This is a genomic window from Herpetosiphon sp. (genome assembly GCF_003512625.1).
Lineage (GTDB): Bacteria > Chloroflexota > Chloroflexia > Chloroflexales > Herpetosiphonaceae > Herpetosiphon > Herpetosiphon aurantiacus.
The window spans coordinates 43605-67509 of record NZ_DOPT01000091.1 but is presented as its reverse complement, the minus strand read 5'-3'; the positions used below and the strand labels follow the sequence as shown (position 1 = coordinate 67509).

General features: G+C 49.2%; 27 protein-coding genes. 13 read left to right on the top strand and 14 right to left on the bottom strand.

Going from position 1 to position 23905, the window contains the following annotated elements; all coding sequences use genetic code 11:
* The first annotated feature begins 63 nt into the window (after window positions 1-63).
* The 9 genes from DEF47_RS19860 to DEF47_RS19820 all read left to right on the top strand — a co-directional run bounded on the left by DEF47_RS19860 (window position 64) and on the right by DEF47_RS19820 (window position 8398).
* Complete coding sequence (locus DEF47_RS19860) at window positions 64-921, top strand: alpha/beta fold hydrolase (RefSeq protein ID WP_012190491.1); 858 nt, start codon at window positions 64-66, stop codon at window positions 919-921.
* Window positions 922-975: 54 nt separating this feature from the next.
* Window positions 976-2625, top strand: a complete 1650-nt coding sequence (locus DEF47_RS19855; RefSeq protein ID WP_012190490.1) for a PAS domain-containing protein — start codon at window positions 976-978, stop codon at window positions 2623-2625.
* 25 nt (window positions 2626-2650) lie between these two features.
* Window positions 2651-3736 carry a phosphotransferase gene (locus DEF47_RS19850; protein ID WP_012190489.1) on the top strand — a complete coding sequence of 362 codons (1086 nt, stop codon included), beginning with the start codon at window positions 2651-2653 and terminating at the stop codon, window positions 3734-3736.
* Between the two features lie 127 nt (window positions 3737-3863).
* Window positions 3864-4913, top strand: a complete 1050-nt coding sequence (locus DEF47_RS19845; protein WP_012190488.1) for an NAD(P)-dependent alcohol dehydrogenase — start codon at window positions 3864-3866, stop codon at window positions 4911-4913.
* Between the two features lie 63 nt (window positions 4914-4976).
* The gene (locus DEF47_RS19840; RefSeq protein WP_012190487.1) at window positions 4977-6182 is read left to right on the top strand and encodes a winged helix-turn-helix domain-containing protein; all 1206 of its coding nucleotides are present in this window, start codon (window positions 4977-4979) and stop codon (window positions 6180-6182) included.
* Window positions 6183-6186: 4 nt separating this feature from the next.
* Window positions 6187-6654 carry a GNAT family N-acetyltransferase gene (locus DEF47_RS19835; RefSeq protein ID WP_012190486.1) on the top strand — a complete coding sequence of 156 codons (468 nt, stop codon included), beginning with the start codon at window positions 6187-6189 and terminating at the stop codon, window positions 6652-6654.
* A gap of 143 nt (window positions 6655-6797) precedes the next feature.
* On the top strand, window positions 6798-7340 hold the full coding sequence (locus DEF47_RS19830) for a GNAT family N-acetyltransferase (protein ID WP_012190485.1): 543 nt from the start codon (window positions 6798-6800) through the stop codon (window positions 7338-7340).
* Between the two features lie 203 nt (window positions 7341-7543).
* The gene (locus DEF47_RS19825) at window positions 7544-7789 is read left to right on the top strand and encodes a hypothetical protein (protein ID WP_041304569.1); all 246 of its coding nucleotides are present in this window, start codon (window positions 7544-7546) and stop codon (window positions 7787-7789) included.
* Window positions 7790-7906: 117 nt separating this feature from the next.
* Window positions 7907-8398, top strand: a complete 492-nt coding sequence (locus DEF47_RS19820) for an NUDIX domain-containing protein (protein ID WP_012190484.1) — start codon at window positions 7907-7909, stop codon at window positions 8396-8398.
* Between the two features lie 65 nt (window positions 8399-8463).
* On the opposite strand, the gene DEF47_RS19815 is transcribed toward DEF47_RS19820, so the two are convergent.
* The 5 genes from DEF47_RS19815 to DEF47_RS19795 all read right to left on the bottom strand — a co-directional run bounded on the left by DEF47_RS19815 (window position 8464) and on the right by DEF47_RS19795 (window position 11767).
* On the bottom strand, window positions 8464-8754 hold the full coding sequence (locus DEF47_RS19815) for a hypothetical protein (RefSeq protein ID WP_012190483.1): 291 nt from the start codon (window positions 8752-8754) through the stop codon (window positions 8464-8466).
* 95 nt (window positions 8755-8849) lie between these two features.
* Complete coding sequence (locus DEF47_RS19810) at window positions 8850-9404, bottom strand: phosphoribosyltransferase (protein ID WP_012190482.1); 555 nt, start codon at window positions 9402-9404, stop codon at window positions 8850-8852.
* Between the two features lie 71 nt (window positions 9405-9475).
* Window positions 9476-10546: a class I fructose-bisphosphate aldolase gene (locus DEF47_RS19805; RefSeq protein ID WP_012190481.1), complete on the bottom strand. Its 1071-nt coding sequence runs from the start codon at window positions 10544-10546 to the stop codon at window positions 9476-9478.
* A gap of 86 nt (window positions 10547-10632) precedes the next feature.
* Complete coding sequence (locus tag DEF47_RS19800; RefSeq protein ID WP_012190480.1) at window positions 10633-11178, bottom strand: DUF6886 family protein; 546 nt, start codon at window positions 11176-11178, stop codon at window positions 10633-10635.
* Window positions 11171-11767: a GNAT family N-acetyltransferase gene (locus tag DEF47_RS19795; RefSeq protein WP_012190479.1), complete on the bottom strand. Its 597-nt coding sequence runs from the start codon at window positions 11765-11767 to the stop codon at window positions 11171-11173. The genes DEF47_RS19800 and DEF47_RS19795 overlap by 8 nt, the downstream gene beginning before the upstream one ends.
* 285 nt (window positions 11768-12052) lie before the next feature.
* Between DEF47_RS19795 and DEF47_RS19790 the strand changes: the two genes are divergently transcribed.
* The gene (locus tag DEF47_RS19790; RefSeq protein WP_012190478.1) at window positions 12053-12544 is read left to right on the top strand and encodes a response regulator; all 492 of its coding nucleotides are present in this window, start codon (window positions 12053-12055) and stop codon (window positions 12542-12544) included.
* On the opposite strand, the gene DEF47_RS19785 is transcribed toward DEF47_RS19790, so the two are convergent.
* The 5 genes from DEF47_RS19785 to DEF47_RS19765 all read right to left on the bottom strand — a co-directional run bounded on the left by DEF47_RS19785 (window position 12541) and on the right by DEF47_RS19765 (window position 16959).
* Window positions 12541-13812, bottom strand: coding sequence for a sensor histidine kinase (locus DEF47_RS19785; RefSeq protein WP_012190477.1), 1272 nt, complete (start codon window positions 13810-13812; stop codon window positions 12541-12543). The two genes, DEF47_RS19790 and DEF47_RS19785, sit on opposite strands and share 4 nt — an antisense overlap.
* Before the next feature lie 62 nt (window positions 13813-13874).
* Window positions 13875-14897 (bottom strand): polyprenyl synthetase family protein, encoded by a 1023-nt coding sequence (locus DEF47_RS19780; RefSeq protein ID WP_012190476.1) that lies wholly within the window; start codon window positions 14895-14897, stop codon window positions 13875-13877.
* A gap of 414 nt (window positions 14898-15311) precedes the next feature.
* On the bottom strand, window positions 15312-15497 hold the full coding sequence (locus DEF47_RS19775; RefSeq protein ID WP_041304567.1) for a hypothetical protein: 186 nt from the start codon (window positions 15495-15497) through the stop codon (window positions 15312-15314).
* Window positions 15498-15585: 88 nt separating this feature from the next.
* Entirely contained in the window at window positions 15586-16122 is a 537-nt protein-coding gene (locus tag DEF47_RS19770) for a DUF1003 domain-containing protein (RefSeq protein ID WP_012190475.1), read from the bottom strand.
* Between the two features lie 21 nt (window positions 16123-16143).
* On the bottom strand, window positions 16144-16959 hold the full coding sequence (locus DEF47_RS19765) for an STAS domain-containing protein (protein WP_012190474.1): 816 nt from the start codon (window positions 16957-16959) through the stop codon (window positions 16144-16146).
* A 529-nt stretch (window positions 16960-17488) separates the two neighbouring features.
* Between DEF47_RS19765 and DEF47_RS19760 the strand changes: the two genes are divergently transcribed.
* Window positions 17489-18001 carry a hypothetical protein gene (locus tag DEF47_RS19760; protein WP_012190473.1) on the top strand — a complete coding sequence of 171 codons (513 nt, stop codon included), beginning with the start codon at window positions 17489-17491 and terminating at the stop codon, window positions 17999-18001.
* On the opposite strand, the gene DEF47_RS19755 is transcribed toward DEF47_RS19760, so the two are convergent.
* Window positions 17998-19023 (bottom strand): DUF8189 domain-containing protein, encoded by a 1026-nt coding sequence (locus DEF47_RS19755; protein ID WP_012190472.1) that lies wholly within the window; start codon window positions 19021-19023, stop codon window positions 17998-18000. The genes DEF47_RS19760 and DEF47_RS19755 overlap by 4 nt on opposite strands.
* A 119-nt stretch (window positions 19024-19142) precedes the next feature.
* Between DEF47_RS19755 and DEF47_RS19750 the strand changes: the two genes are divergently transcribed.
* The gene (locus DEF47_RS19750; protein ID WP_012190471.1) at window positions 19143-19727 is read left to right on the top strand and encodes a TMEM175 family protein; all 585 of its coding nucleotides are present in this window, start codon (window positions 19143-19145) and stop codon (window positions 19725-19727) included.
* 33 nt (window positions 19728-19760) lie between these two features.
* On the opposite strand, the gene DEF47_RS19745 is transcribed toward DEF47_RS19750, so the two are convergent.
* Window positions 19761-20654 carry an SDR family NAD(P)-dependent oxidoreductase gene (locus DEF47_RS19745; protein ID WP_012190470.1) on the bottom strand — a complete coding sequence of 298 codons (894 nt, stop codon included), beginning with the start codon at window positions 20652-20654 and terminating at the stop codon, window positions 19761-19763.
* Window positions 20655-20925: 271 nt separating this feature from the next.
* On the opposite strand from DEF47_RS19745, the gene DEF47_RS19740 reads away from it, so the two are divergent.
* Window positions 20926-21927 (top strand): ABC transporter substrate-binding protein, encoded by a 1002-nt coding sequence (locus DEF47_RS19740; RefSeq protein ID WP_041304565.1) that lies wholly within the window; start codon window positions 20926-20928, stop codon window positions 21925-21927.
* 70 nt (window positions 21928-21997) lie between these two features.
* On the opposite strand, the gene DEF47_RS19735 is transcribed toward DEF47_RS19740, so the two are convergent.
* Window positions 21998-23035 carry an STAS domain-containing protein gene (locus tag DEF47_RS19735; protein WP_041304563.1) on the bottom strand — a complete coding sequence of 346 codons (1038 nt, stop codon included), beginning with the start codon at window positions 23033-23035 and terminating at the stop codon, window positions 21998-22000.
* Entirely contained in the window at window positions 23011-23832 is an 822-nt protein-coding gene (locus DEF47_RS19730; RefSeq protein ID WP_012190467.1) for a cache domain-containing protein, read from the bottom strand. The genes DEF47_RS19735 and DEF47_RS19730 overlap by 25 nt, the downstream gene beginning before the upstream one ends.
* Between the last annotated feature and the right edge of the window lie 73 nt (window positions 23833-23905).

Below are 23905 nucleotides of genomic sequence, written 5' to 3'. Positions count from 1 at the left end.
GCTCATTACAATAATTACCATGCGTTTGGCGATTTGCAAATAGGCAATTTCTAAGGGGAACATATGGCAACTCAATCAATTAAACTTCCATGGCAAGCGCGGCTATTGCGCAATGGCATTGGCGGCTTGAGCTATCTCGCGCCGCAACTTGCTGGGCGCATGGTGCTTCAGCTTTTTTTACAACCACGGCGGGCAACCAGCCCCAAACCTTCAAAATTTCTCCAATCGGCCCAACGTTTGAATGTTGAGCATGCAGGGCGGCGTTTGCAAGCCTATCGTTGGGGCGCTGGCTCGCGCAAAGTATTGTTGGTGCATGGCTGGGAACACGATGCTCGCCGCTGGCATGCTTTAGCTCCACGTCTAGCAAGTTTGGGCTACGAAGTAACGGCGATCGATGGCCCAGCCCATGGCGCTTCCGAAGGCAAAACCACCAGCATCCCTGATTTTAGCGCAGCTTTGGCGGCGACGGTGCAGCAACTTGGCCCGTTCGAGGTGATCATTGCGCACTCGTTTGGGGCGGCTTGCAGCGCTTGGATGCTAGGCACGCTTGGGGTTAGCTTGCCGCAGCGAGTTGTGTTGATGGGTGCACCAACCAGCGGCGAATATATGACAGGGGCGTTTGCCGATGGATTTGGTTTATCGCAACGGCTCAAGCGTTTGTTTGAGCAAGCCTTGCAACGGCAATTTGGCCAACCAGCCAGCCATTATGCCATGAAATCAATGCCAACCGAACATTTACCGCCAGCTTTGATTGTGCATGATCGCAATGATTTGCGGGTTGATTTTCGCTATGGTCAAGAATTGCAGCAGCACTGGCCCAACTCTGAACTATTGGCGACCAACAAATTGGGCCATAGTGGCATCCTCCATTCGCCAGAAGTACTAGATAAGATCGTGACCTTTGTGGGAGGCGCAGGGTAGCCCACATGGGGGACACTAAAGTAATTACAAAAAAATAAATCGAGGAGGCACGTAATGGGGACTGATGTGTATGTGGAACGGGATGAAACGACGATTGACCAGCAACAAACCATCATCAACTTGCGTGCCCAGATCGCGATCTACGAACAGATTTTAGATAGTATCCCCGATTTGATTTTATACAAAGGCCCAGGTTCGCATATTCGCTACGCCAATCGCGCTTTTCGCGAATACTATGGCATGGATAGCCAGCAGCTGCAAGATCTGATCGACGCAGATTTTAACCAACCAAGTTATACCGAGCAATATATTCGCGATGATGCTCAGGTGTTTCAAACTGGCCAAGCCTTGGTGATCGATTCAGAGCCAGTTACGCGCCATACCGGTGAAGTGCATCTGTTTGCCACCACCAAACATCCCATTCGCAATCACGATGGCTCGATCATCGGCACGGTTGGCATTTCGCGTGATCTGAGCAACGAGGTAGCGGCCTCGGCAGCCCTAACCGATAACGAGGCTCGCTTGCAACGGATCATCGAAAATGTACCAGGCATGGTCTATCAATTTTTGCTTGAGCCAGATCATACGATGCGTTTTCCATTTGTCAGCACTGGCAGCCGCGATATTTATGGCCTCGAACCAGAAGCGATTATGCAAAATGCCAGCATCGTGACCGAGGCCGTCAATCCAGCTGACCGACTGCGCTTTCAAGAGGCGATTATGACTTCGGCTCAAACGCTTGAGCCATGGCGCTGGGAAGGTCGGGTTTATATCAATGGCCAAGAAAACTGGCTGCAAGGGGCTTCTCGGCCCACGAAATTGGCCAATGGAGCCATTTTATGGGATGGTTTGCTATTAAATATTACCCAACAAAAACAAGCTGAAGCCTTGTTGGGGCGTTTTGATACCATTCTAAGTTCGACCCCGGACTTGGTAGCGATTGCCGATTTGTCAGGCCAGATGCAATATTTGAATCCGGCGGCGCGGCGCTTGTTGCAACTTGAGCCAACCGATCAGGTCAGTCAATTAACCTGGCACGATTTACACCCCAACCAAGCTGAGCAAACATGGCTAGCCAAAACCTTGCAGCATGCCCAAATCCATGGCTCGTGGATGGGCGAGCATCAACTACAAACGGCTCAAGGCCAAAAGCTCCCTGTGATGTATCAAATGCTCTGTCATTATGATATTGATCACCAACCCAGCTTCTTCTCGATGATCGCCCATGATATTAGCGACCAAAAACAGGCTGAAGCTGAACGCCAACGCTTGCACGAAGAAGTTATTCGCACCCAACAACAAGCCTTGATCGAGCTTTCTACCCCGCTGATTCCGATTGCCGACACGGTGGTGCTCTTGCCGTTAGTTGGCAGCGTTGATACCGCGCGGGCACAGCAATTTATGGAAACCTTGCTCGAAGGTGTGCATATCAATAAAGCTCAAATCGCAATTGTCGATGTGACGGGCGTTCCAGTGATGGATACCCAAGTGGCAGGCCTGTTGATTCGTGCCGCAACCAGCGTCCAGCTACTAGGAGCACGCGTAATCATTACTGGCATTCGGCCAGAATTGGCGCAAACCTTGGTTACCTTGGGGGTTGATTTCCGCTCGATCATGACGCATAGTAGCCTGCAACAAGGAATTACCTATGCGATCAATGCGACCCGTGGGCAGCAAATGAATGTTAGGTATCGCGGAAATTGATCGATAGGCGGCAAAGGGAGCGATCATGACCATCCTGCATTCGCTGGGCGATATTTCGTTGGCTTGGCTGACCGAACACTTACAGCCTTGGTTGGGTTCAGGCATGATCAAGCATATGCAGCTGATCGAAGCCCATACGCCCAATTCGCAGCTTGGTCATATTCAATTACAATTGTTTCGCACGCCGATCAAAGCGCCGCGTCAATTGCTGCTTAAAATCAATCATGAACAGCATGGCGCTCATGAAGTGGCAATTTATCAGTATGCGCAGGCCAACGATCTTAATCATTTGCCGTTTGTGCCGTGTTTTGCTGCTAGCTACGATCCTGTTTCAGGGGTTTCTAACCTTTTATTGGCCGATTTAAGCGAAACCTATGAACCAGCCATTGATCGCCAATTATTAATCACTGGCGAACATGTTCCTAATGAGCAGCGTCGTTTCATGTGCATCGATGGTTTAGCTCAACTGCATAGTTCGTGGTGGCAAGCACCCGTGATTGGCGAGGCTAATTCGCCGTTTGCAGTACACTGTTGGTATAACGATTCAGTGGCGCATGCTCAGCATGTGCAGCGTCGTCAAACCGAATGGCAGCGATTTCTGGCTCAGCATGGCCCAATTCTCACCGATGCAATTCATGATCGTTTGGCTTCAACCTTGGCTGCCTTACCCACGCTTTGGCAACGTTGGCTTGAGCCACGCATCAGTAGCCATCGCCAATTAACCCTCGTGCATGGTGCTTGCGCCTTCAATCAATTTTTCTGCCCCAAAAATCCCCAAGAAGATCACGCTTACCTTTTGGATTTTAGTGCTGCTTCGGCCAATTTACCAACCTACGATTTGGTTTCTCTGCTGGCAACGTTTTGGAATCCAACCCAACGCGCATTCTACGAGGAGCAACTGTTACGGCGCTATTTGGCAGGCTTAATCGGCTCAGGCATCGATTACTCGTGGCAACAGCTTTGCAGCGATTATCGTTTGATGTTAGCTTACATGCTTTTTGAACCAATTGGAAATGCTATCGATGGCGCAGATCAGGCCTATTGGTGGCCCAAACTTCAAGGCCTCGCCGCTGCTAACGATGAATGGCATTGTGAGCAATTGTGGCGTTAAACGAGCATAGGGGGTTTATAACGTAAGGTTAGCGAAACAAGCACCTGTGAAAATAAGCCTTAGGTCATATGCACGGTTAGCATTTTTTGGGTAAACTGCACATATGTTTTGTTGTAGGAGGAAGCCCATGCTAACGACCAAAGGGTTTGCTGCTTTTAGCGCCGATGCTCCGTTTGCCCCCTTCCAATTCGAGCGCCGCGATTTAACTGCCAACGATGTACAAATTGAAATTTTATATTGTGGCATTTGCCATTCCGATTTACATCAAGCCCGCAGCGAGTGGGATGGCACGGTCTACCCGATTGTGCCTGGCCACGAAATTGTTGGGCGGGTTGTGGCAGTCGGTGCTGACGTGCACAAATTCAACCTCGGCGATGCCGTTGGGGTTGGCTGTATGGTCGATTCGTGTGGCGAATGTTTCGATTGCCGCGATGACCAAGAACAATTCTGCCCGAAAACCACTTATACCTACAATAGCCCTGATTTGCACACTGGCGGCGTAACTTATGGCGGCTATTCCAGCCACATTGTGGTTGATCAGCATTTTGTGTTGCGGATTGCTGAGCATTTGGATTTAGCGCGGGTTGCGCCATTGCTCTGTGCTGGCATCACGACCTACTCGCCGTTGCACCATTGGAACGTCCAGCCAGGCCAAAAAGTTGGTGTGGTCGGCTTGGGCGGGCTGGGGCATATTGGGGTGAAAATTGCCAAAGCCATGGGTGCGGAAGTGGTTTTGTTCACCACCTCGCCGCATAAAGCCGCTGATGCCGAGCGTTTGGGCGCTTCAGTGGTAATCTCCAAAGATGCCGAAGCCATGCGCAGCCAACGCAACAGCTTCGATTTTATTCTCAATACAGTTTCTGCCGCGCATAATCTCGATGATTATTTAAGCTTGTTGAAACGTGATGGTACGCTCTGCCTCGTTGGCGTGCCGGAAAATCCTCATCCAACTCCGAGCTACCCCGATTTGATCTTTCGGCGACGGCAATTAACTGGCTCGTTGATTGGCGGTATCGCCGAAACCCAAGCAATGTTAGATTTTTGTGCTGAACATAATGTTTTGGCGGATATCGAATTAATTGGGGTAACCCAAATCGACCAAGCCTACGAACGGATGCTCAAAAGTGATGTCAAATATCGTTTTGTGATTGATCTTGCCAGCCTGTCAGCCAATTAATCTGCTGTGGCAACTCAACATGTGGCCTCGTTGTGTCGGTTGAGTTTGAATTAAGGATGATGTATGACTCGGACTATCTCGCTTGATCAAGCGCGGGCGATTGCAATTGCTGCCCAAGGCTTAGATCGTCGTCCCAACACTGTTGATCAAACCACATTGCAACAAACCATCCAGCGCATGCAAATTGTCCAGATCGATACGATCAATGTGGTAGCACGTGCGCCCTACTTTGTGCTCTGGAGCCGTTTGGGTGATTATGATCCTGCTTGGTTTGAGCAATTGCAATATCCGGCGGGTCAATTATTTGAATATTGGGCACATGCAGCCTCGTTCTTGCCGATCGAATTATTTCCCTTGCTGCGTCCAGCGATGTTGCGCTATATCCACGATTGGCACAGGTCGCGGCGTTGGCTCGAGGAAAATAAGGCGGTGGCTGATGGTGTGCTGGCCATGATTCGCGAACGTGGCCCGTTGCGTTCAGCCGATTTTGAAGCCCCAGCCGATCATGCTGGCGGTGGCTGGTGGAATTGGAAACCAGCCAAATCGGCGCTCGATATCCTCTGGGGCATGGGCGAATTGATGATTGTGCGCCGCGAGAAATTCCAACGGGTTTATGAATTGACCGAGCGGGTTGTGCCCGATTGGGATGATCGCGATGTGCTTAGTTTTGAGGCAGCCGCCGAGCAATTGAGTGAGCGTGGCTTGCGGGCGATGGGGATTGCCACCGAGCGGCATCTGCCCGATTACTTTCGCCAACGCCGACCAGGCATCAAAGAACGCTTGCAAACTTGGGCGGCTGAAGGCAAGGCAATTGAGGTGCATGTGGAAGGTTGGAAAACTCCAGCCTATATTCATCATGACCAGCGCCATTTGTTGGAGCAAACACCCACGCCCAGTCTGACGACGATGCTTTCGCCCTTCGATAACTTAATTTGGGATCGCCAACGCACGCTGGATTTTTGGCAGTTTGACTATCGGCTTGAATGCTATACCCCAGCGCCCAAGCGACGCTATGGCTATTTCACCTTGCCAATTCTCTGGAAAGATCGAGTAGTTGGGCGGATTGATGCCAAGGCTGAGCGCAGTGCTGGGATTTTTCGGGTGCATGCCCTGCATTTGGAACCAAACATCGAGCTAAGCGAAGCTTTATACGACGATCTGGCCGTGATGCTGCGTGATTGTGCCAATTGGCATCGCACGCCAACCATCAGCATTACAATGAGCGATCCGCCGCAGGTGGCTGACGAAGTGCAAGCCCGCGTGAGCTAGGATTATGCAGCTAATCCAACTACGGCCAATTTTGGTTGAGCAACAAGCCCAATTAGCCGCGCTAATCGCTGATTATCTAGCTGAGCTTGATCCGACAGCAAGCGGCGAGTATCCCTATTTAAAGAGCTATTGGGAAGATGCCGAGCGCGTGCCATTGTGGATCGAACGAGCTGAGCAGCGCATCGGCTTTGTGCTGCTGAATCGCTATGCCTTGCTGCCGCAAACGACGCTGGCGATTGCTGAATTTTACGTCGAGCCGCATGCGCGTGGTCAAGGCTTGGCGCAGCAAACAGCGTGGCTGTTGTTCGATCGCTTCCCAGCGACGTGGGAGATTCGCTGTTTAGCGAGCAATCGCGCGGGATTAAGCTTTTGGCAAAGCACGCTTGATCGCTACCTTGGCCATGCTTGCCCAGCCTTGGATGGTGCAGCTTATGGTTGGGATGGTACGATTTGGAGTTTTGTAACCCATTAACATAGCGATCACTGGTATTATTCTAGGCCATTCCAGTTTGGAATGGCCTACTTTTTGCTGCATGCAGGCAAGCATCCAAAAACAACGCATAATCAGTAGAACCAATAAGGATTGTTTGCAGGCATAAGGATACCCAAAACGCTATGACGATTGCTTTTGAAATTCGCCCGACGCAAGCTCATGAGGAATGGGCGGTTGCACAACTGTTTGAAGGATTACACTACTATAACACATCGCTTGATCACTACTTTAGCTTGTCGCCAGATTGGCGCGAGGCCTTACATACATTTTTGATCGATCAAGCGCTGAATCAACGTGGTATAACGATGCTGGCATGGCATGGCTCAACTCCAATTGGTTTGTTGATGCTGGCAGGTCAGCAGGGATCAGCATTATTTAAGCATCGTAACTGGGCAGAGTTACTGGCATTGTATGTTGTACAAGAAGTTCGAGGGCTTGGCGTGGCGCAAAGCTTGCTTAACCTAGCCCAAGCATGGGCCAGCGCACAGGGCTATCAACGGATACAGTTGTATGTAACCGCTAGTAATCACCGTGCCAAACGCTTCTATCAAGCGCAAGGATGGCAATGTGTGCAAGAAATTTGGCGTTTGAGCCTCGATCAAGGCCAACAACTGGCAGATCATGCCGAACACATGAACGTTTGTTTGAGCAGTCAGCGCGAATAAGTCTGAAATTGTAAAAATTAATCTTGATTAATATGGGTAGATAGCTATACTATCAATGGGTGATTAAGTACCACCCGTTAATCACCCAAATGCGTGATCAAGGGGCTTGAAATCTTGGTCAAAGCTTGCTACACTGCATCGTTACAATCGCCAAAACATCTGTCCTATACCACACGGGTGATTCTACCCAAAGGAGGTTCGGCATGGCCGTTGATTCGAGTGCATTTATTGTAGTACCAGTGGAAGCGACCGTCCCGATTTTATGGCGTGCAATGCGCACGATTCGTACCAGCCTGAATATCACGAAGATCTATTGGCATCCCGATGAACGAGTGCGTGATGGCTGTCATTTCCGGTTAGAAGTGCCAGTTGCCCAACTTCACGATCCTGCTACCGCCCGTGGGCGCATTCAGTCGATTTTGGTTGACCATGGAGCAGCCTTATTGTAATGAAGCTAGGCCATGATGGGTGATTGTAGCAGCGTATCAGTGGCGATACGCTGTTGTTTTTTTAGCGTGGCTCAGTTAAGCTAAACTTCAGATTCTGCATTTGATGAGGTAGATTGCATGCCAGCGTTTCAGCATTGTCATTGGTGTGGGGCGGCGTTTGGCGCGGTACAAGGATTTCCGCGCGTTTGCAGCGCATGTGGCAATTCGACCTATCGTAATCCAATTCCGGTCAGTGTGATTTTATTGCCAGTTGAGCGCGGATTATTAACTGTGCGGCGGGCAATCGAGCCGCGCAAAGGTCAATTGGCCTTGCCTGGCGGCTTTGTTAACGTCGATGAAAGTTGGCAAGCTGCTGGAGTGCGCGAGGTGTTCGAGGAAACGAATATTCAGCTCGATCCGCACAGTATTCGCGATTGGTGGACGCGCAGCACGCCCGATGGCATGATTTTGATTTTTGGCTTGGCCCAGCCGATTCGTCGTACTGATGTACCAAACGACTTTGATCGCAGCGAAACCGAAGCCTTAGTGGTGATCGATGCTCCGCAAGTGTTGGCGTTTCCCTTGCACAACGAAGCGATGCAAGCCTATTTTGAGCGTTTGCACGGCTGAAAATGACCGCCTGCTCCCGCAATTGATGGGAGCAGGCGACGGAATGGGCGCTACATGCAAGCCAATTAGCGTTGCATAGTCAGTTGATAGCGCCCTAAAATGTGTTCTGGAATGTAAATTGGCTTGATTGAGGCGGCGGATTGAATGCGACTAGCCCCATGATCAATTAGGCGATAGAAGGCTATATTAACCGCCGTTTGTTGGATGTGATGCTGAAATGTTTGTGCGGCTTGTTGCGCCCCGATAGTTTGTGCTTGGGCTTGCTCTACCCCAGCTAATGATTGCGCGGTTAAGAGGGCAACCACTAAGAGCATGGTAAAGCAAATGCTTAAACTGCTAACAACCAATGCCCGCATATGTGCGTATCCTTAAAAAAGTTAACGACTATGCTGCAATGTAGTAGATTTTGTCGTTATTGCCTATAGCGCAACAGTCCTACTTTACTATAGTTTTATGGTTGTTCCGATGGTTGTTCGTCATCCTGAGCGCGAATTGCCGCCGTATATTCAGGGTGCTGCACAAAATGACCATCCTGCAAAATTTCGCGATCCCACGGGTTCATAATCAGTTGATCTGATAACAAGCCTACATAATCTGGCCGTGGATTAGCCCACGTATGAGCGTAGAGCGCAACAGTTTTGACATCAGCAGCACCCATATCGCGCACTACCAGCGCCGCGACCAACAAGGTTTGGCCTGAATCAGCCATCTCATCGACGATCAGCACCCGCCGATTGCGCACTTTTTCGGGTGGTTTAACCAACCACGATGGGTCACGCCGCACAACTTGATCTTCAAAACGGCGGGTTAAGCGAATTGGGTAGAGTTCGCGGCGCAGGGCATATGAAAGCAAGGTGGCCGGAAACAAGCCCCCACGGGCGATCCCCAAGACGAGTTCTGGTCCCCATGGGGCAATTTGCACGGCAAGCTGGCGGGTTAGTTCCTCGAAGCGTTGCCAACTAATTGGGTCAACCCCGCGTCGAGTGCGATAATCATAGGATGCCATAATTGTGCTCCACTGAAAACGAGCGCATAGCTAGGCTATGCACTCGCTTGATTTGGCTGATTGCGCGATGTTTAGGCGATGGTAACGTCTTCGCACAGGTAAACATCTTGGATGGCTTGCAACAAGGCTGCACCTTCGGCCATTGGGCGTTGGAAGGCTTTGCGGCCTGAAATCAAGCCTGCGCCACCACCACGCTTGTTGATCACGGCGGTGCGGACTGCTTCGGCGGTGTCGCTTTCGCCGCTCGATGCACCACCTGAGTTGATCAAGCTGGCGCGGCCCATGTAGCAGTTGGCAACTTGATAGCGTACCAAGTCGATTGGATGATCGCTGGTCAATTCGCTATAAATGCGCTTGTCGGTTTTGCCATATGGGTTGTCTTTTGAGGTAACTGCATTGTAGCCGCCGTTGTTTTCAGGCAGTTTTTGCTTGATGATGTCGGCTTCGATCGTTACACCCAAGTGATTGGCTTGGCCGGTCAAGTCGGCTGAAACATGGAAGTCGGTAGTGCTGTTCTTGAATGCGTTGTTACGCAAGTAGCACCACAGAATTGTGGCCATGCCCAACTCGTGGGCCATCTTGAAGGCTTGGGCAACTTCAACAATTTGGCGGCCTGATTCGGCTGAGCCAAAGTAGATGGTTGCGCCAACTGCGGCAGCGCCCATTTCGTGGGCTTCTTTAATTGTGCCAAACAAGATTTGATCAAACTTGTTGGGATATGATAAGAATTCGTTGTGGTTGATTTTGACCACGAACGGAATTTTATGGGCATATTTACGGGCAACTGAACCCAGCACCCCAAAGGTTGAAGCAACGGCGTTACAACCACCTTCGATAGCAAGTTTTACAATATTTTCAGGGTCGAAATACGCAGGATTTGGGGCAAATGAAGCACCAGCGGAGTGTTCGATACCTTGGTCAACTGGCAAAATTGAAAGATAGCCAGTGTTGGCCAAGCGGCCTGTGCCATAGAGGCTTTGCAAGTTGCGCAATACCGGAATACTGCGATCTGAGGCAGTCCAGACCCGATCAACAAAATCTGGCCCTGGTTGATGGATCAAATCTTTGCTAATCGTTTTCGATTGATGTTCTAAGAGTGACGATGCTTCATCGCCTAATAATTCTGCAATACGGTCAATCATTGAGAATGCTCCTTATGGCTGACAACGCGCCCATTATAGCATGCTGTGCGCAACCGCTGGGGGGAGGAAGCACTACCCATGGTGACCTATTCGCTACGTGCCGTGGCATTGCGCATGCGAATCATCGAAAATTGCAGGCTCGATTGGGCCACCGAGTCATGCAAACGCCATAAATTGGGCATGACGTGTAATTCAACCCCCAAACTGACAAGCTGACCCAAGAGATCATCAATTGGATGCATGGCGATTGGGTCAACGTGACGAAAGCTAATCCAATAGCCTGCCGCTGCATCCGCAAGCTCAAAATCTGCCTGCTCAAACGCATAGGCATACAGGGTCGTCGCACGAATTCGGTCGAGCCAAGCATGCTCGATTGCGATAATTGTTTGGGCGTTGCTCAAGCCAAAAAAACGAGTTTGATCGTCGGGGCTGGTCTGCTGATCGCAGCGCATGCAGATGCGGGGGCAATCTCGTGGCAACAAATAATTTGCCACAAGACTGCCTTGAATTGCCCAAACGATTGGTGGATGCTCGGGCTTGCGCGGATGCGGACGTGGCGCAAATTGACTAATCGTGGCATCTTCGCTGAGATGATAGAGCAGCGCAGGATTGGGCTGCCACAGCTTAGTCATGATTTGCCCCAGGAACCAGCATACTCATAGCTCGCAAATCAACGTCGTCGCGCACAATATCCATCAAAATTTCGTCGTAGCGCTGATTGCCCAAGGGGATTGCGCCGCGTACCCGCCCAGCCTCGCGAAAGCCTGCCCGTTCGTAGGCGCGGCCAGCTCGGGCGTTGTAGCCGTAATACCAAAGCTTGATATTGTGCAAATTCAAGAAGAAAAAGCCATATTCAGCCATCAAACGCACAGCCTCGGTGCCATAACCTTTGCTACGCTGGCTCGCTTCGCCAATCAAAATGCCTAAGGCTGCGCTTTGGCGACGGTGATTGATTTCAAACAAACTAATGTTGCCAATCGGCTGGTCAGTTTCTTTGATATGGATGGCAAAGGTTATGCGTTCGGCGTTTTGGCGTGACGCTTGTTGATACCATGCTTCTTCATCTTCAAGCGTGGCAGCAAAGCCGAGCGACCCTAGATTGGCACTCATACCAAGGTCGCTAAACCAACGTACATACAACGGAACATGCTCATGGCGCAGGGTTGCAAAATAAATTTGCTGGCCCGTTACCACTGGATAAATTGGATTTTCACTGCTCATAACGACCCTTCTACAAGGCTGCGATTGCGATTGTTGCTTGATTATAGGCCGTTCGTGGGGCGGGGCATCGGTTTTACGACTGAACTTTGGCTCAGCCTAAAAGGCGTTTGCTGCAAGAATTTGCCATGCCCAACTACCTTTAAATACTCAGACTATTGATGGTAGTTTTCGTAATTGAATCACAGTATAATCAAGCGAACAAGGAAGATTACAGCCACAAGCCGCAATCAAAAAGCCTGTTTTGACCTTGTAAAGCTGATAAAAATGGCGTGAAAGGAAAGCAGTATGCAGCTTACAAATCAACCATATGTGGTAATTGTTGATGATCAACCAGCCGCTGCCTTAGGCCTCCAAGCAGCGATCGCCGATCAACGTTTGAGTTTGTTGCGCAATTTAAGCTATGGCTGTGATCGGGTTAGTTCGGTTGGCGATCTCGAACGTCAACTCGATTTATATCCAGCCCAAAGTATTCGTTTGATGGTGGTTGATTATGCGATGGTTGGGCGCACGCCGCTGCATATTATTTATCGCTTGCGTACCAATCGCACATTGCACCCAGCCTTGCATCCCGAGGCCTTGCTCATTGGCTGGAGCGCCTATGAAGATGTTGATAGCTTGTTTCGTTCGGTTGGCTTCGATGGCTTTATCAGCAAGCATTTAGCCCAAAACGAGGTTGCCCAAGCCATCGAATGGATTTATCAGCAGCGCTTGCATGGCGCAGGCTGGACGTGTGTGGGCTTGCCCGTGCCATGGGCTACCAATCAGCTCATTGCCTAAATGCGCGGCAAGGCCAAACTGGTGCGTGCGCCGCCTTGAGCTTGATTTTCAAAACGAACCGAGCCTTGATGCAAACGAGCAACCTGCATAATTAATGCCAAGCCTAGGCCATTGCCACCAAGTTTGCCGCTCCAGCCTAGCACTGCCGGAATCTGATTGGTAGCGAGCCGTTGCAGCAATTCGTTGGGATAACCAGCGCCTTGATCGCTAATGCTAATTACGGCCATTTCGTTGTTGGTACAGCACTCAAGGCTAATCTGTTGTCCAGCGATTGAGCTTGGGTTGGCCTCGATTGAATTTTGAATAATTGTTCGTAAGGCTAGAGTAATAAACAAATCATTGCCTTTAATCAAGACTGGTTGCTGTTTGCATAAACTCAAACGCAGGTGCTCAGCATCAAGCTGATGTGAAGTGCGCACCTCATTGACAATTTGTTGTAATAATTCGGCTAAATTGAGAGTTTGTAATTGTTGGGGTTGTAAAACCCCATCGCGAGTTAAAATTAATAGTTGTGTGGTTAATTGCTTGAGATGTTGGGTTGTGGTGGCGAGGGCACTCAAGGCTTCGTCACTGCTAATACCAGCATTTTGTTGCGGCGCGTTGGCCAAAAAACGCTCAAAAATTGGTACTAAACCTTCTAAGCCACTGCTATAGCCGCGTAATTCGTGCTGAAAAAAGCGAATAAATTGACGCGCTTGTTGTTCTTGCTCAAGCTGGGCTTTGGCCAACACCTGAATTTGGGTGGCGCGGCTGGCCGAGCTGCGCAATTGCCACATCGTCAAAAACAACAACAAATTAAACACAATCACCGCTGGGTTAAACAAACTCCAGCCAGCAGGGTGAACCAGTGTCGCAATTAGCATAAACGCCGGATAACTAATAATTGGCCATAAACGTCCGGTCGTGATAATTGCCAACAAAATTGGCACGGTCACCAAGACGACTGCGGCGCTTTCAAGCTCGACAATACTGAGGGCGATCAAACAGGTTGAAGTCATACTGAGCACAATCAGCCAGCGCGGCCAGCTCAAGTTTGGGCGGCGATAGACCACCCATCCCAGCCAAAACAGATACAACGCTAGGCCAAAATCGATCCAAATTAAGAGTTTAGGCGCGGTTTGATCGATGCCAGTTAAGCCGAGAGCGCCGACTCCCACACTAAAGCAGGCAATCAGCCATGTAATCCACGGCAATGGATCAAGTTGTTGGCCGATGCGTTGATAGGCGTTGAACCATGATTGCGCTAAATTGCCCCATCCATCCTTCATGATTGCTCCACTGATAGCCGCGACTATCATGATTGTAAGCCATCAGTGGGCGTGCCATAGCACTAGGCTGTTTGGGTTTGCGCTAGGCCAACGCCGCTGAGGCGAGCCATAAAAGTGCAAATCACATCATACATCCAGGCTTGGAGCGCTGGCGGTGTTTGTTCTTCGCAGGCTATGGCAATCTGGGTCAAGCGATCAAGGGTTGTGGCTAATCCGGCTTCCAGCACATGTTGGTTGAGTTGTTGGAAGGTTGTTTGATTGGATTCGGCCAACAAGGCTTGTTTTTTACGCCAAAGCTGGCTGATTAAGCTAGCTAGCTGAATATTATTATCACACGCATCAGCCAGTGGGGCAATAACCCGACCGCGCTGAAGATCACAGCCCTCGCCGAATTGCACTCGTTGCTCTAAAAGGCCCACGACATCATCAACATCTTGCATTATTTGGGCAAAGAAATAGGCAGGCGTGGCCGGAAATGGCGCTTGGCGGTGGTACATCAGGGCTAAATTGAGGGCAAATTCGGTGGCAATTTGGCCTTGGCGATAGCGTTGCTGCATCCATTCGTCCCATTCAGCCTGCTCAGGGTAGCTATGTTCGACTTCCCAAATTTGCAAAGCGCCTAATTCGCGCAAAAAATTCATGGTTGGCTGAACCAAACGTGGGTCAATTTCGACCGCCAATTCGGCGATGGTTGCGGTGAGGCTGGTGGCAATCGGCGTGGCTTGGGTTACGCCGAAGCGGGCAGGCACGGTTGCTCGCTCCGAACGTCGGCTGGAAATATCGACCGTATCGTCCATCACTGCAACCGCTTCCATGGTTAACATAATTACTGGCAACGCCCGTTGATGGGCTGGTGTAATGCCGCCCAATTGCTCAGCCAAACTTAAAAAAAGCAAGGGCAGTAGAATGAACGATGGCTGTGGATTGTCCACGACTACATAATCCCAGACATGTTGCAATGGCGCTGGAATATTGAGACTATTGAGTAACTGGCGGGCGACTTGGAGATGGGGGGCGAAGCTGGCTTGAGAACGCTTGAAAATACCTTGAAATTTTTGTGGAAACTGAATTGTGCTACCTGACATACAAACCTCTCGCAATGGCTGAAGGCTCGCGAGTGTGGTGCTTGATTGTAATGCTGATGCTCACTGAACCAAATCAATAATTTATATCTTTATTTTTTATTAAAAAAGCAATTAACACAATCAACCAAAACGTTAACTATTTACCGTACTTCTGTGAAATAAGCGTTAGTACTTCTAGTCAAGTACTTTTGTAGCAGCACAAACTAAAATAGCCGCTCCTTTGGCCTAGTCATTTTTTAGGACGTACCGAATGGTTAATGTGGTATTAGGCTAGAAGTACTGAATACATCTGCAAGAAATTTGAATGAGAAGCTTAAAATGAACAATTTTCAGTTTAAACACATATGAATACAGTTAATTTGAACTTGAAATTGAGATATTGATTACTTTTAAACCGACACACAAAAGTATTTTTTACTCGCTGATGCTCATTTTACAAAGGTAATTACATTTAATTGCTGGGTTAGCTGCACGAAACTGTTGCTGGGTGGAATGGGCCAATTGATAGCCCAAATGCATGCCAATCAATAATAAAAGCAGACACAAACCAACCAACAACAGGTTGCCGTGGCGTTGTGATTTTCTGAGTGCTGCATCCATCTGCTTGCTCCTAGGATTGAAAGCCTTTTAGGATTGATAGTAGCAGTATGGCAAGGCAACATAACCGGAAAGTTAACGAGTTGGGTGCTTATTCAGGGCGTTGGCTTAAAATTTGGTTGAGCAAGCGAATTTGCTCTTGTTGGAGCTGCACCAGCTCGTGCCATTGAGCTTCGCGTAGATCATCAATTTTGTTATGCAGGCGCTGAATTTCCAGCTCGGCCTTGAGATTAATTTCATAATCGTTGCTGGCATCAAGCCGATCTTTGGCGGCCTGACGGCTTTGCGACATCATAATAATTGGCGCTTGCAAGGCTGCAACGCTCGATAGCACCAAATTTAACAAAATAAAGGGATAGGGATCGAACGGTTTGGTCAAGAATAGCCCGTTCAGCAGCATCCAACCGAGCAAAGCACTGGAAAAGCCGATCAAGAAGGGCCATGAACCACCAAACGCCGCTACTCGATCGGCCAAACGCTCACCAAAGGTTTGGTCGGCCTCAAATTGATGATTGGTATTTTTGCTAATCGTGGGGTGTTCGATTAAATGTTTGATCAACTCGCGTTCGCGGGCGGCTAAAGCACTTAATTGATGTGAATGATCGTGTTGCGGCGTTTGGTTAGCCATAATCCAAATTCCCTGCCCACGCTACAATGGGCGAATTGCAAAGCCAGTACAAGCGAGGGCATATTCTACGCCTGCTTGGAGATTGGCGCGGGTCGTAATTTCGCTCAGATCAATGCCTAAATGGACCATGGTTTGGGCAATTTCGCCACGAATCCCCACGATAATCACCCGTGCACCGAGTAAACGGGCCGAATGCACGGTTTTAAGCAAATGGTGGGCCACGCCAGTATCAATTAATGGTACACCTGTGAGATCGAGGATGACCATTTGAGCTTTGAGAGTGGTAATTTCATCGAGCAAACGCTCGATCATTTGCTGCGCACGGCTGCTATCGATGACCCCAATCAGCGGAACTGCCAAAATATGCTTGTAGACTGGAATAATCGGGAGCGCCAATTCGCTCAAAATTGCCTGTTGGCGGTCGAGTTGGCCGATCCGTGCCCGATCATAGCCACGATATAACCCAGCTAGCCCCGATTGAATAACTTTTAACGTTTGGCGTAAAAGGGCGACATGCTCAGCTGGGTGCTCGAATTTGGCCATAAGCATTTCGATGCCCCGGCGGTGCCAGAGCAACACCAATTGCTCAAAATCGTCGATAGGCAGGCCTTGCATGGCGCGTTGGTAAGCCCCTTCTTCGAGGTGGGTACGGTAAAAATGGGGTTCTTCCTCATCCAAATCCATTCCGAAGGCATGAACGGTAATCAGCACCCGTTGAGCCAATTGTTGCTTGGTGAGGGGCAATTTGCGGTAACCTGGAATCTCCACCAAAGCTTGATCAATCAATTGATCGCTCATGGATTCTTCCATGGCAATAAAAACGCTTCCGAAGGACATAGTTGCGTGCTCCTAACCCACATGATCGCTGGTGGCAATGAGCGTAGTGTTTTAGTAGGATGTGGCATTCGATGATACCATACAACGTTGGGCTAGTGTGCAAGGCGATTTGCTACTTGACAAATTAAGCTAGTTTTGCTATATTCATGTCAAACCTTCTCCTCTCTCTTCTCTCCCACAAGCGGCTCCATTTTGCGAGCCGTTTGTGGTTTTAGGCGTTTACGATTTCGTTGCTCCCACAATCACGCTAACCCCAACGTTGAGGCCTTGCATGGTTAATTACAGGTTTGGTGGTAATCCTTTTGGTAAGGCTGAGCTAAGACAATAGGTCGTATCAGCAACCTAACTAGGGCTAGTACTTGGGGCAATTCCGGATTAAATATCACCCCTATGGGTTAGCATCCAAGGATTAACCCTTGAGCGAATGGTTAGTACTGAGATTCTGAGTCTAGAGCCATGCCCATTGCCATATGTTTATTGCCATTCATGCGACCTCCTGACCTATTACACGACATAAGGGAGTAGAACGATGATTCTTGCACTTGATATTTCAGCCGCAAATTTGGGGATGGTTGTTTTTGAACGTGCCACCGCCCGCGTTGTAGAACATGCCCATCTCGATCTCGATGCCCGCCGTTGTACCCCTAAACAACGAATTATCCTCGCAGTTCAATCATGCCAACAATGGCTGCGCGATTATCCAAAATTGGTTGAATGTGTGATTAATGCGCCATTGCCCAAAACCCAGCCCGCCGATCTGATTGCCTGTCAACGGATTGTGGGAGCTTTGATTGGCTTGATTTATGGGACGGGCCTGCCAGTCACCGAAATTTCGTTGGCTACAGCGAAACGCCAATTAATCGGCCATCAATATACCGATCGCGCTAGCCTCATGCTGGCGGCTGCAATGTATTTTGATGCAGACTACAGCGAATATGAAGCTAGCGCTTTGGCTTTGATTGTGGGCTACAATCAAGAATTATTCAAACGCAACAAGCAACAAGTTGCCGATATGCGCCATTTTGCTTTGCTCAAGGCTTAGTTGGGCTTTATCGCCATTGGCAGAAAGATTTGAAGATCTTGCGGGCGACCATCGTCGAGCCAACTAGCCCAAGCGCTGGTTGGGTCTGGCTGAAATGTTCGATAAAGCCTACCATCAAAGCCATTGGTAACGATCACCCTTCCCAAGCTAGAATAATGGGCTACCGCAACCCCCTTAGCACTTGATGGCGGGGTTGCTAGCTGCGTGAATGCGCTCCAACCTGCATCCCATGTGCGATACCAAACGTCCCCCATGGTATCAGTAAAGGCACATGTGATCTTGCTGCCTGCTTGATCCTGGCAATTTACTTGATCGAAGCTACTGCCAGTTGGCCCGCCATCATCGAGCCAGCCACTCCATGTGCCGCTTTCGTAAAAACGACGATAGGCATGACCATCACTGCCGATTGCAAAAAGCAGAATACTATCAGCGTTATAATTACTTGAAGCGAGACCTTTAAATGGGCCGCCATTAACAAATGTGCCAAGATCGCTCCACGTTGACCAATTGCTGCCATTCCAGGTTTTTTGCCAAAGGTGGTTGTCGCTCGCTCGCACAAAACAGCTAATGTTGGTCGCCGAAGCTGAGGTACAGCTCAATTCGTAAATATCCCACGAGCCTGGCCCGCCTAAGCTCGTCCAATCGCTCCAAGTTGTGCCATTCCAGGTGCGTTGGTATAGATTGAAAAAATTACCATCCTTGCCACTCACAAAAATATCAATGGTCGTGCCATCACGCGCAACCGCCGAAACACCCCCGCCTGGATCGATTGTGAAATAGGGAAAGCCCAAACCAACCCAAGTGCCCCAACCAAAACCGCTTTGCCATGAATGTTGCCAAACTTGTTTATCATCGCCCACCACAAAGCAATCGATTCGATCAGTCGTCGGGCTGGCACAACTAATCGATCCTCTAGTAGCGATATCCAAAGCTTGTGGGCTAGCTGTGCTTGGGGTAATTGGCTGAGCGAGCAATAAACCAACCAATGCAGCTCCAATCAACGACCATTTCTTCAAATGCATGATATTCCTCCTGTAACCGCTATCAACCTGTATAGTGGTAAGCCTAGTCGATTGGGTATTGACACAATATGACAAAAATTGTCAAATAGCTGTAATTCCAGCCAGATTCAGGAGTGGTGATGAAAACACAGCGGTTAGAGGCGTTTAGTGATGGGGTGCTCGCGATTATTTTGACGATTATGGTGTTGGAGTTGAAAATTCCTCATGGGGATACTTGGGCTGATATTCAGCCATTAGTGCCAGTGTTGCTATCGTATATTTTGAGTTTTGTGTATATCGGGATCTATTGGAACAATCATCATCATATGTTGCATGTGACCAACCAGTCCAATGGGGCGATACTTTGGGCTAATTTGCACTTGTTGTTTTGGCTCTCACTTGTGCCATTTACGACTGGCTGGATGGGCGAAAATCACTTTGCCACGATTCCTACCGCCGCCTATGGGATTGTGATGTTGGGAGCAGGGGTTGCCTATTGGGTCTTGCAAGGCACGATTATTCGCAGCCAAGGCCCAAATTCTTCGCTGGCAAAATTGATCGGACGTGATCTTAAAGGTAAACTCTCGCCCTTGCTCTACACTGTGGCAATTGGTTGTGCTTTTATTCATCCAGCCTTGGCGGGCTTTTTCTATGTGGCGGTAGCAATTATGTGGCTCTTGCCTGATCGCCGGATCGAATTGCATTTGAATGAGCTTGAGGATTAATCCTGCTGCCTCTCTCGACTCTCAACGAGTAGGCTAGCTGGCAGTTTGGCTGCGCAACAACAATGGTTCCATCTGCATCAAGCTGATCAAACCTGCTTGCAATGGCTCAAGCTGTTGGTTGAGTTCATTCAGGCCTTGTGAACCACCGCCCATGCTATATTTGCGTGGGCGTTGCTCGCTGGGCATTGCCAAAATTTCGTTGATTTTATTGCCAACGTCAACTGGATTATCAGCATACTCAAGCCCAGCCACAATGCCTGTGCTGATGCCTTGGGCAAATTGACCAGCCAAGCCATAGGCGGCATTCAGGCTTTGGTCGGCGGCAACCTGAATATTCGTGCCAAACTTGGTTGCATAGCCACCTAGTTGCAAAATTACGCTATCAATCCCCAGCGAGGTCAATTCGTAAAACATGCTTTGGGCCATAATTTCTTCAGCAGCTTTGCTGGCTCCATAGGCGGCCAAAAATGGCACAACGATTTGGGTACTGGTACTGGAGATCGTGATCAACAGGCCTGCTTGCTGTTGGCGCATTAATGGCAAAACAGCTTTGCTAACCCGCAATGCCCCAAACACATTGATATCAAATAATTGCTGAACTTGCTCGATGCTACAAGCCTCGGTTAAGCCCGCCAAGCCAGCGCCCGCGTTGTTGATCAAACAATCGAGGCGGCCTGCTTTGGCTTGAATTGTGGCAATTGCCTGATCGACTGAGGCTTGATTGACTACATCAAGCTCGATTGGCTCGATGTTTAATCCATGTTGGCTAGCAAAATCGCGTAATTCTTGGGCGGCCTGGGCATTTTTGCCAGCAATCCCGCGCATTGAGGCGAATACGGTGTGGCCATGCTGGGCCAAAGTTTCGACGATTGCCCGACCCAAACCGCTGCTGCTCCCAGTTACCAAAATTGTTTGAGCGTGTGCCATGGAAATCCTTTCTACTCAACACAAACTAGCTATATAGCTTAATTATCTGCCGTAGTAGAGAGGGCCAGCAGGCCCAAAAATCTGACACTTAATTGGGCTTGCTTCAGGGTATACGCCTAGCGCTTGGCTAGGACTTATAGACCTTGACAAGGACTTTAGTCGATCTAATAATGACATTTACACAGCCCGTATCTAGATTATATTGCGCTTAGTGCTTTTTTGTTCATGGAGGTTGCCCATGGTTAAGCTTCTGTCTCGCCGAGGAGTTAGGATGCGCCGGTTAAGCTATCTCAGTGTGCTCATGCTGGTGTTACTGGCTGCTTGTAGTACGAGCCAAGCAACCCCCACCCCAGCCCCTAAGGATTCGGTCAAGCTTCAGTTGAACTGGGTTTTTGATTATTCGTCGTCGGGCTTTTTTGCTGCTGAAAAGAATGGTCGTTTTGGCGAGCAGAATTTGAATGTCGAGTTGATTGCAGGCGGTTTTGATGCTAACGGCTATATTGATGGTACTGAAAAAGTCAGTAGTGGGGCCGCTGATTTTGGGGTAGCCAGCGCCGATAGTGTGATTCAAGCTCGTGCTAATGGCAAACCTGTGGTTGGGATTGCCGTGCTAACCCAAAATAGCCCATTAGCGATTCTTTCCTTGCCTGGCGCTAATATTCGCACGCCCCAAGATTTGGTTGGCAAGAAAGTGCTGGTCTCGGAAGGCGGGGCAACCCAGCTTTACAATACCTTGCTGACCGCCCAAGGCATCGATTTGGAGAGCGCCAAGCCCTTACCACGCTTCGATTCAGGTATCGATCAGTTAATTGATGGCGAAATTGATGCGTTGGTGGCTTGGAATATCAACGAAGCAATTGAATTAAGCGAGCGGGGCTATCCACCCTCAATTATGTTGATGAGCGATTACGGCATCAATAGCTATGAGTTGGTGATTATTACTACCGAAAAAATGGCAACTGAAAATCCCGATTTGGTCACCCGTTTCCTCAAAGCTACCTTCAAAGGTTGGAATGACGTAATTGCTAATCCAAGCCAAGCGGTTGATTATGTTGTGACCTACGATGTTAAGCTCAATCGCGATGCCCAACTACGGCGCTTAACTGAAATGCTGAAGTTGATCAAGCCTGCGAACACCAAAATTGGCGATATGCGACCCGATCTTTGGTCGTTTACCCACCAAATGTTGCAAACCCAGGGCGCACTCAAAGAGCCAATTGAGTTGGGTCGGGCCTATTCAACCTTGTTCTTAGATGTTATTCCTGACCGCTAGACCCGCATCGAACCAAACCCCCCGATCCATACCAAATGGATCGGGGGTTTATTATGTGGTTCGTTAAGTTCTAGGCTTGATTTAATGTTGCTCGGACAGCTGCTTGAAGATTGGCCATGGTCGTAACTGAATCAAGATTGATGCCGCTCTGAATCAAATCTTGGGCAAAATCGGCACTTACCCCAACCAACATTGCTTTTGAACCAAGCAAGCGCAAGGCATCAAGGCTGCGGACAAAGGTCGCAGAATCTTCCAAAACTTCAAGTCCGGTCACATCGAGAATTACGGTATGAATCCGTAGGCGCTCAGCAGTGCGCAACATGGCTTGTTGCAATTGCTCGATTCGCTCGGTATTCAGGCTACCAGTAATTGGTACAACCACCACGCCTTGGGCCACCGGAATAATTGGCGCGGTCAGTTTGGCCACTGTACTATTGGCCTGTTGGAGTTGATCAAGGGTTTGTTGCAACGATTCGCGCTCTTGTTCTAGCTCATGGGTGCGTTGCTGCACGGTTTGCTCAAGATTTTGATTGACTTGTTGGAGACTTTGTTGCGCTGACTGAACTTTACTAGCCATTTGATTGAAGGCGCGAGCCAAAAATCCTAGCTCATCGTTGCTTTGCTCGGGCAACTGCACAAACTGATTCGATTCGGCTAAGGCTTGGGTATTTTGCACCAACGCCACGATTGGCTGACTCAGCCGATTGCTGATCAACCAAGTCGCTAGCAGGGTGATAATAGTCAAGGCTGCCAAAAACCACAGCAGTTTGCCAACAATTCGGCCTGAACTGGTTTCGATTGTGGCGGTGACCGCTTGGGCTTCACTGGTGATCTCGGTTTTAGGCGCAACCACCACAATATGCCAATTGATCGAGGTGAGTGCAGCGTTGGCTACCACTAGTTCTTGATTGTTCGCCTGGAGCGTTTGAATGCCGCTTTGGTTATTCTGCATTCGCTCAAGCACACTGGCTAATGCTGGCGCGGTGGTGGGGTTCATCTGAAGTTCGAGGGTTTGGCTTGGGCTAAGGGTTTGCGAGCTAGGAATATTCAAAAATGTTTGGAGCGCAATTTGGGGCGCAGCAATCACATCGCCCTGTTGATCAAGCACAAAAGCATAGCTACTGGGCGTGGAATCGTATCAAGTTGTTTCAAAAATTCATTGAGTGTAATATCGATACCAATAAAGCCACGAAATTGATCGCCTTGGTAAATTGGCGAACTGACGGTTGTTAGTAAGCCTTTGCCCAATTCATCCGAGTAAATATCTGTCCAAACGGTTTTGCGTTCAGGGTTGCGGGTTGCCGCCACAATCGTATAAAAATTTTCGTTGGGCACATCGAAATCAGACGGCACAATATCTTGCAAATTCGAAACCGGATAATAGCGGGTCATGCCTTCGTTGCTAACATAATAAATTGCTAGCGCATCGCCCAAATTGGCCAAAACCCCAGGGAAAATCGCATCGAGAATCTGCGAATCGCGTAGGTTTTGACGCAGTAACGCGCTATCAGGCGTATTGGCAAAAATCACTAAATCGCTCTTGCGGTCGGGGTTAGCATCAAAACGATTGTTGGCAGGGCCAGTTGTGAGTTGGCTCAATGGGTCATCCAAGCTCAGGCTCGGAACTTGATCAAGGCTATTAAACAAACTAACTAGATGGCGAGTCGTGCTGGCGGCTTGCTCAAGGTTGGCATTGAGCAATTTGGCCTCAACTTGCGTGAGATCAAACAAGGCTACCTGACCTTGATTTTGCAAACCATGTTGACTAGCGGTGGTTACATCGGTGCGCGTTTGAGCAAAGCCACGCAATAGCCCAATGACCACCAGCAAAATTGTTGCAAACAGCAAGAACGCACTGGCTAAGGTAATTTTTGTGCTGATGCGCGAAAGGATTGGTATATGCATAATCACACATTCCCTTAAAACAACGCCAACAAATCGCCATGGAAACAAGTTTGGGGATTTCCATATCATCGTA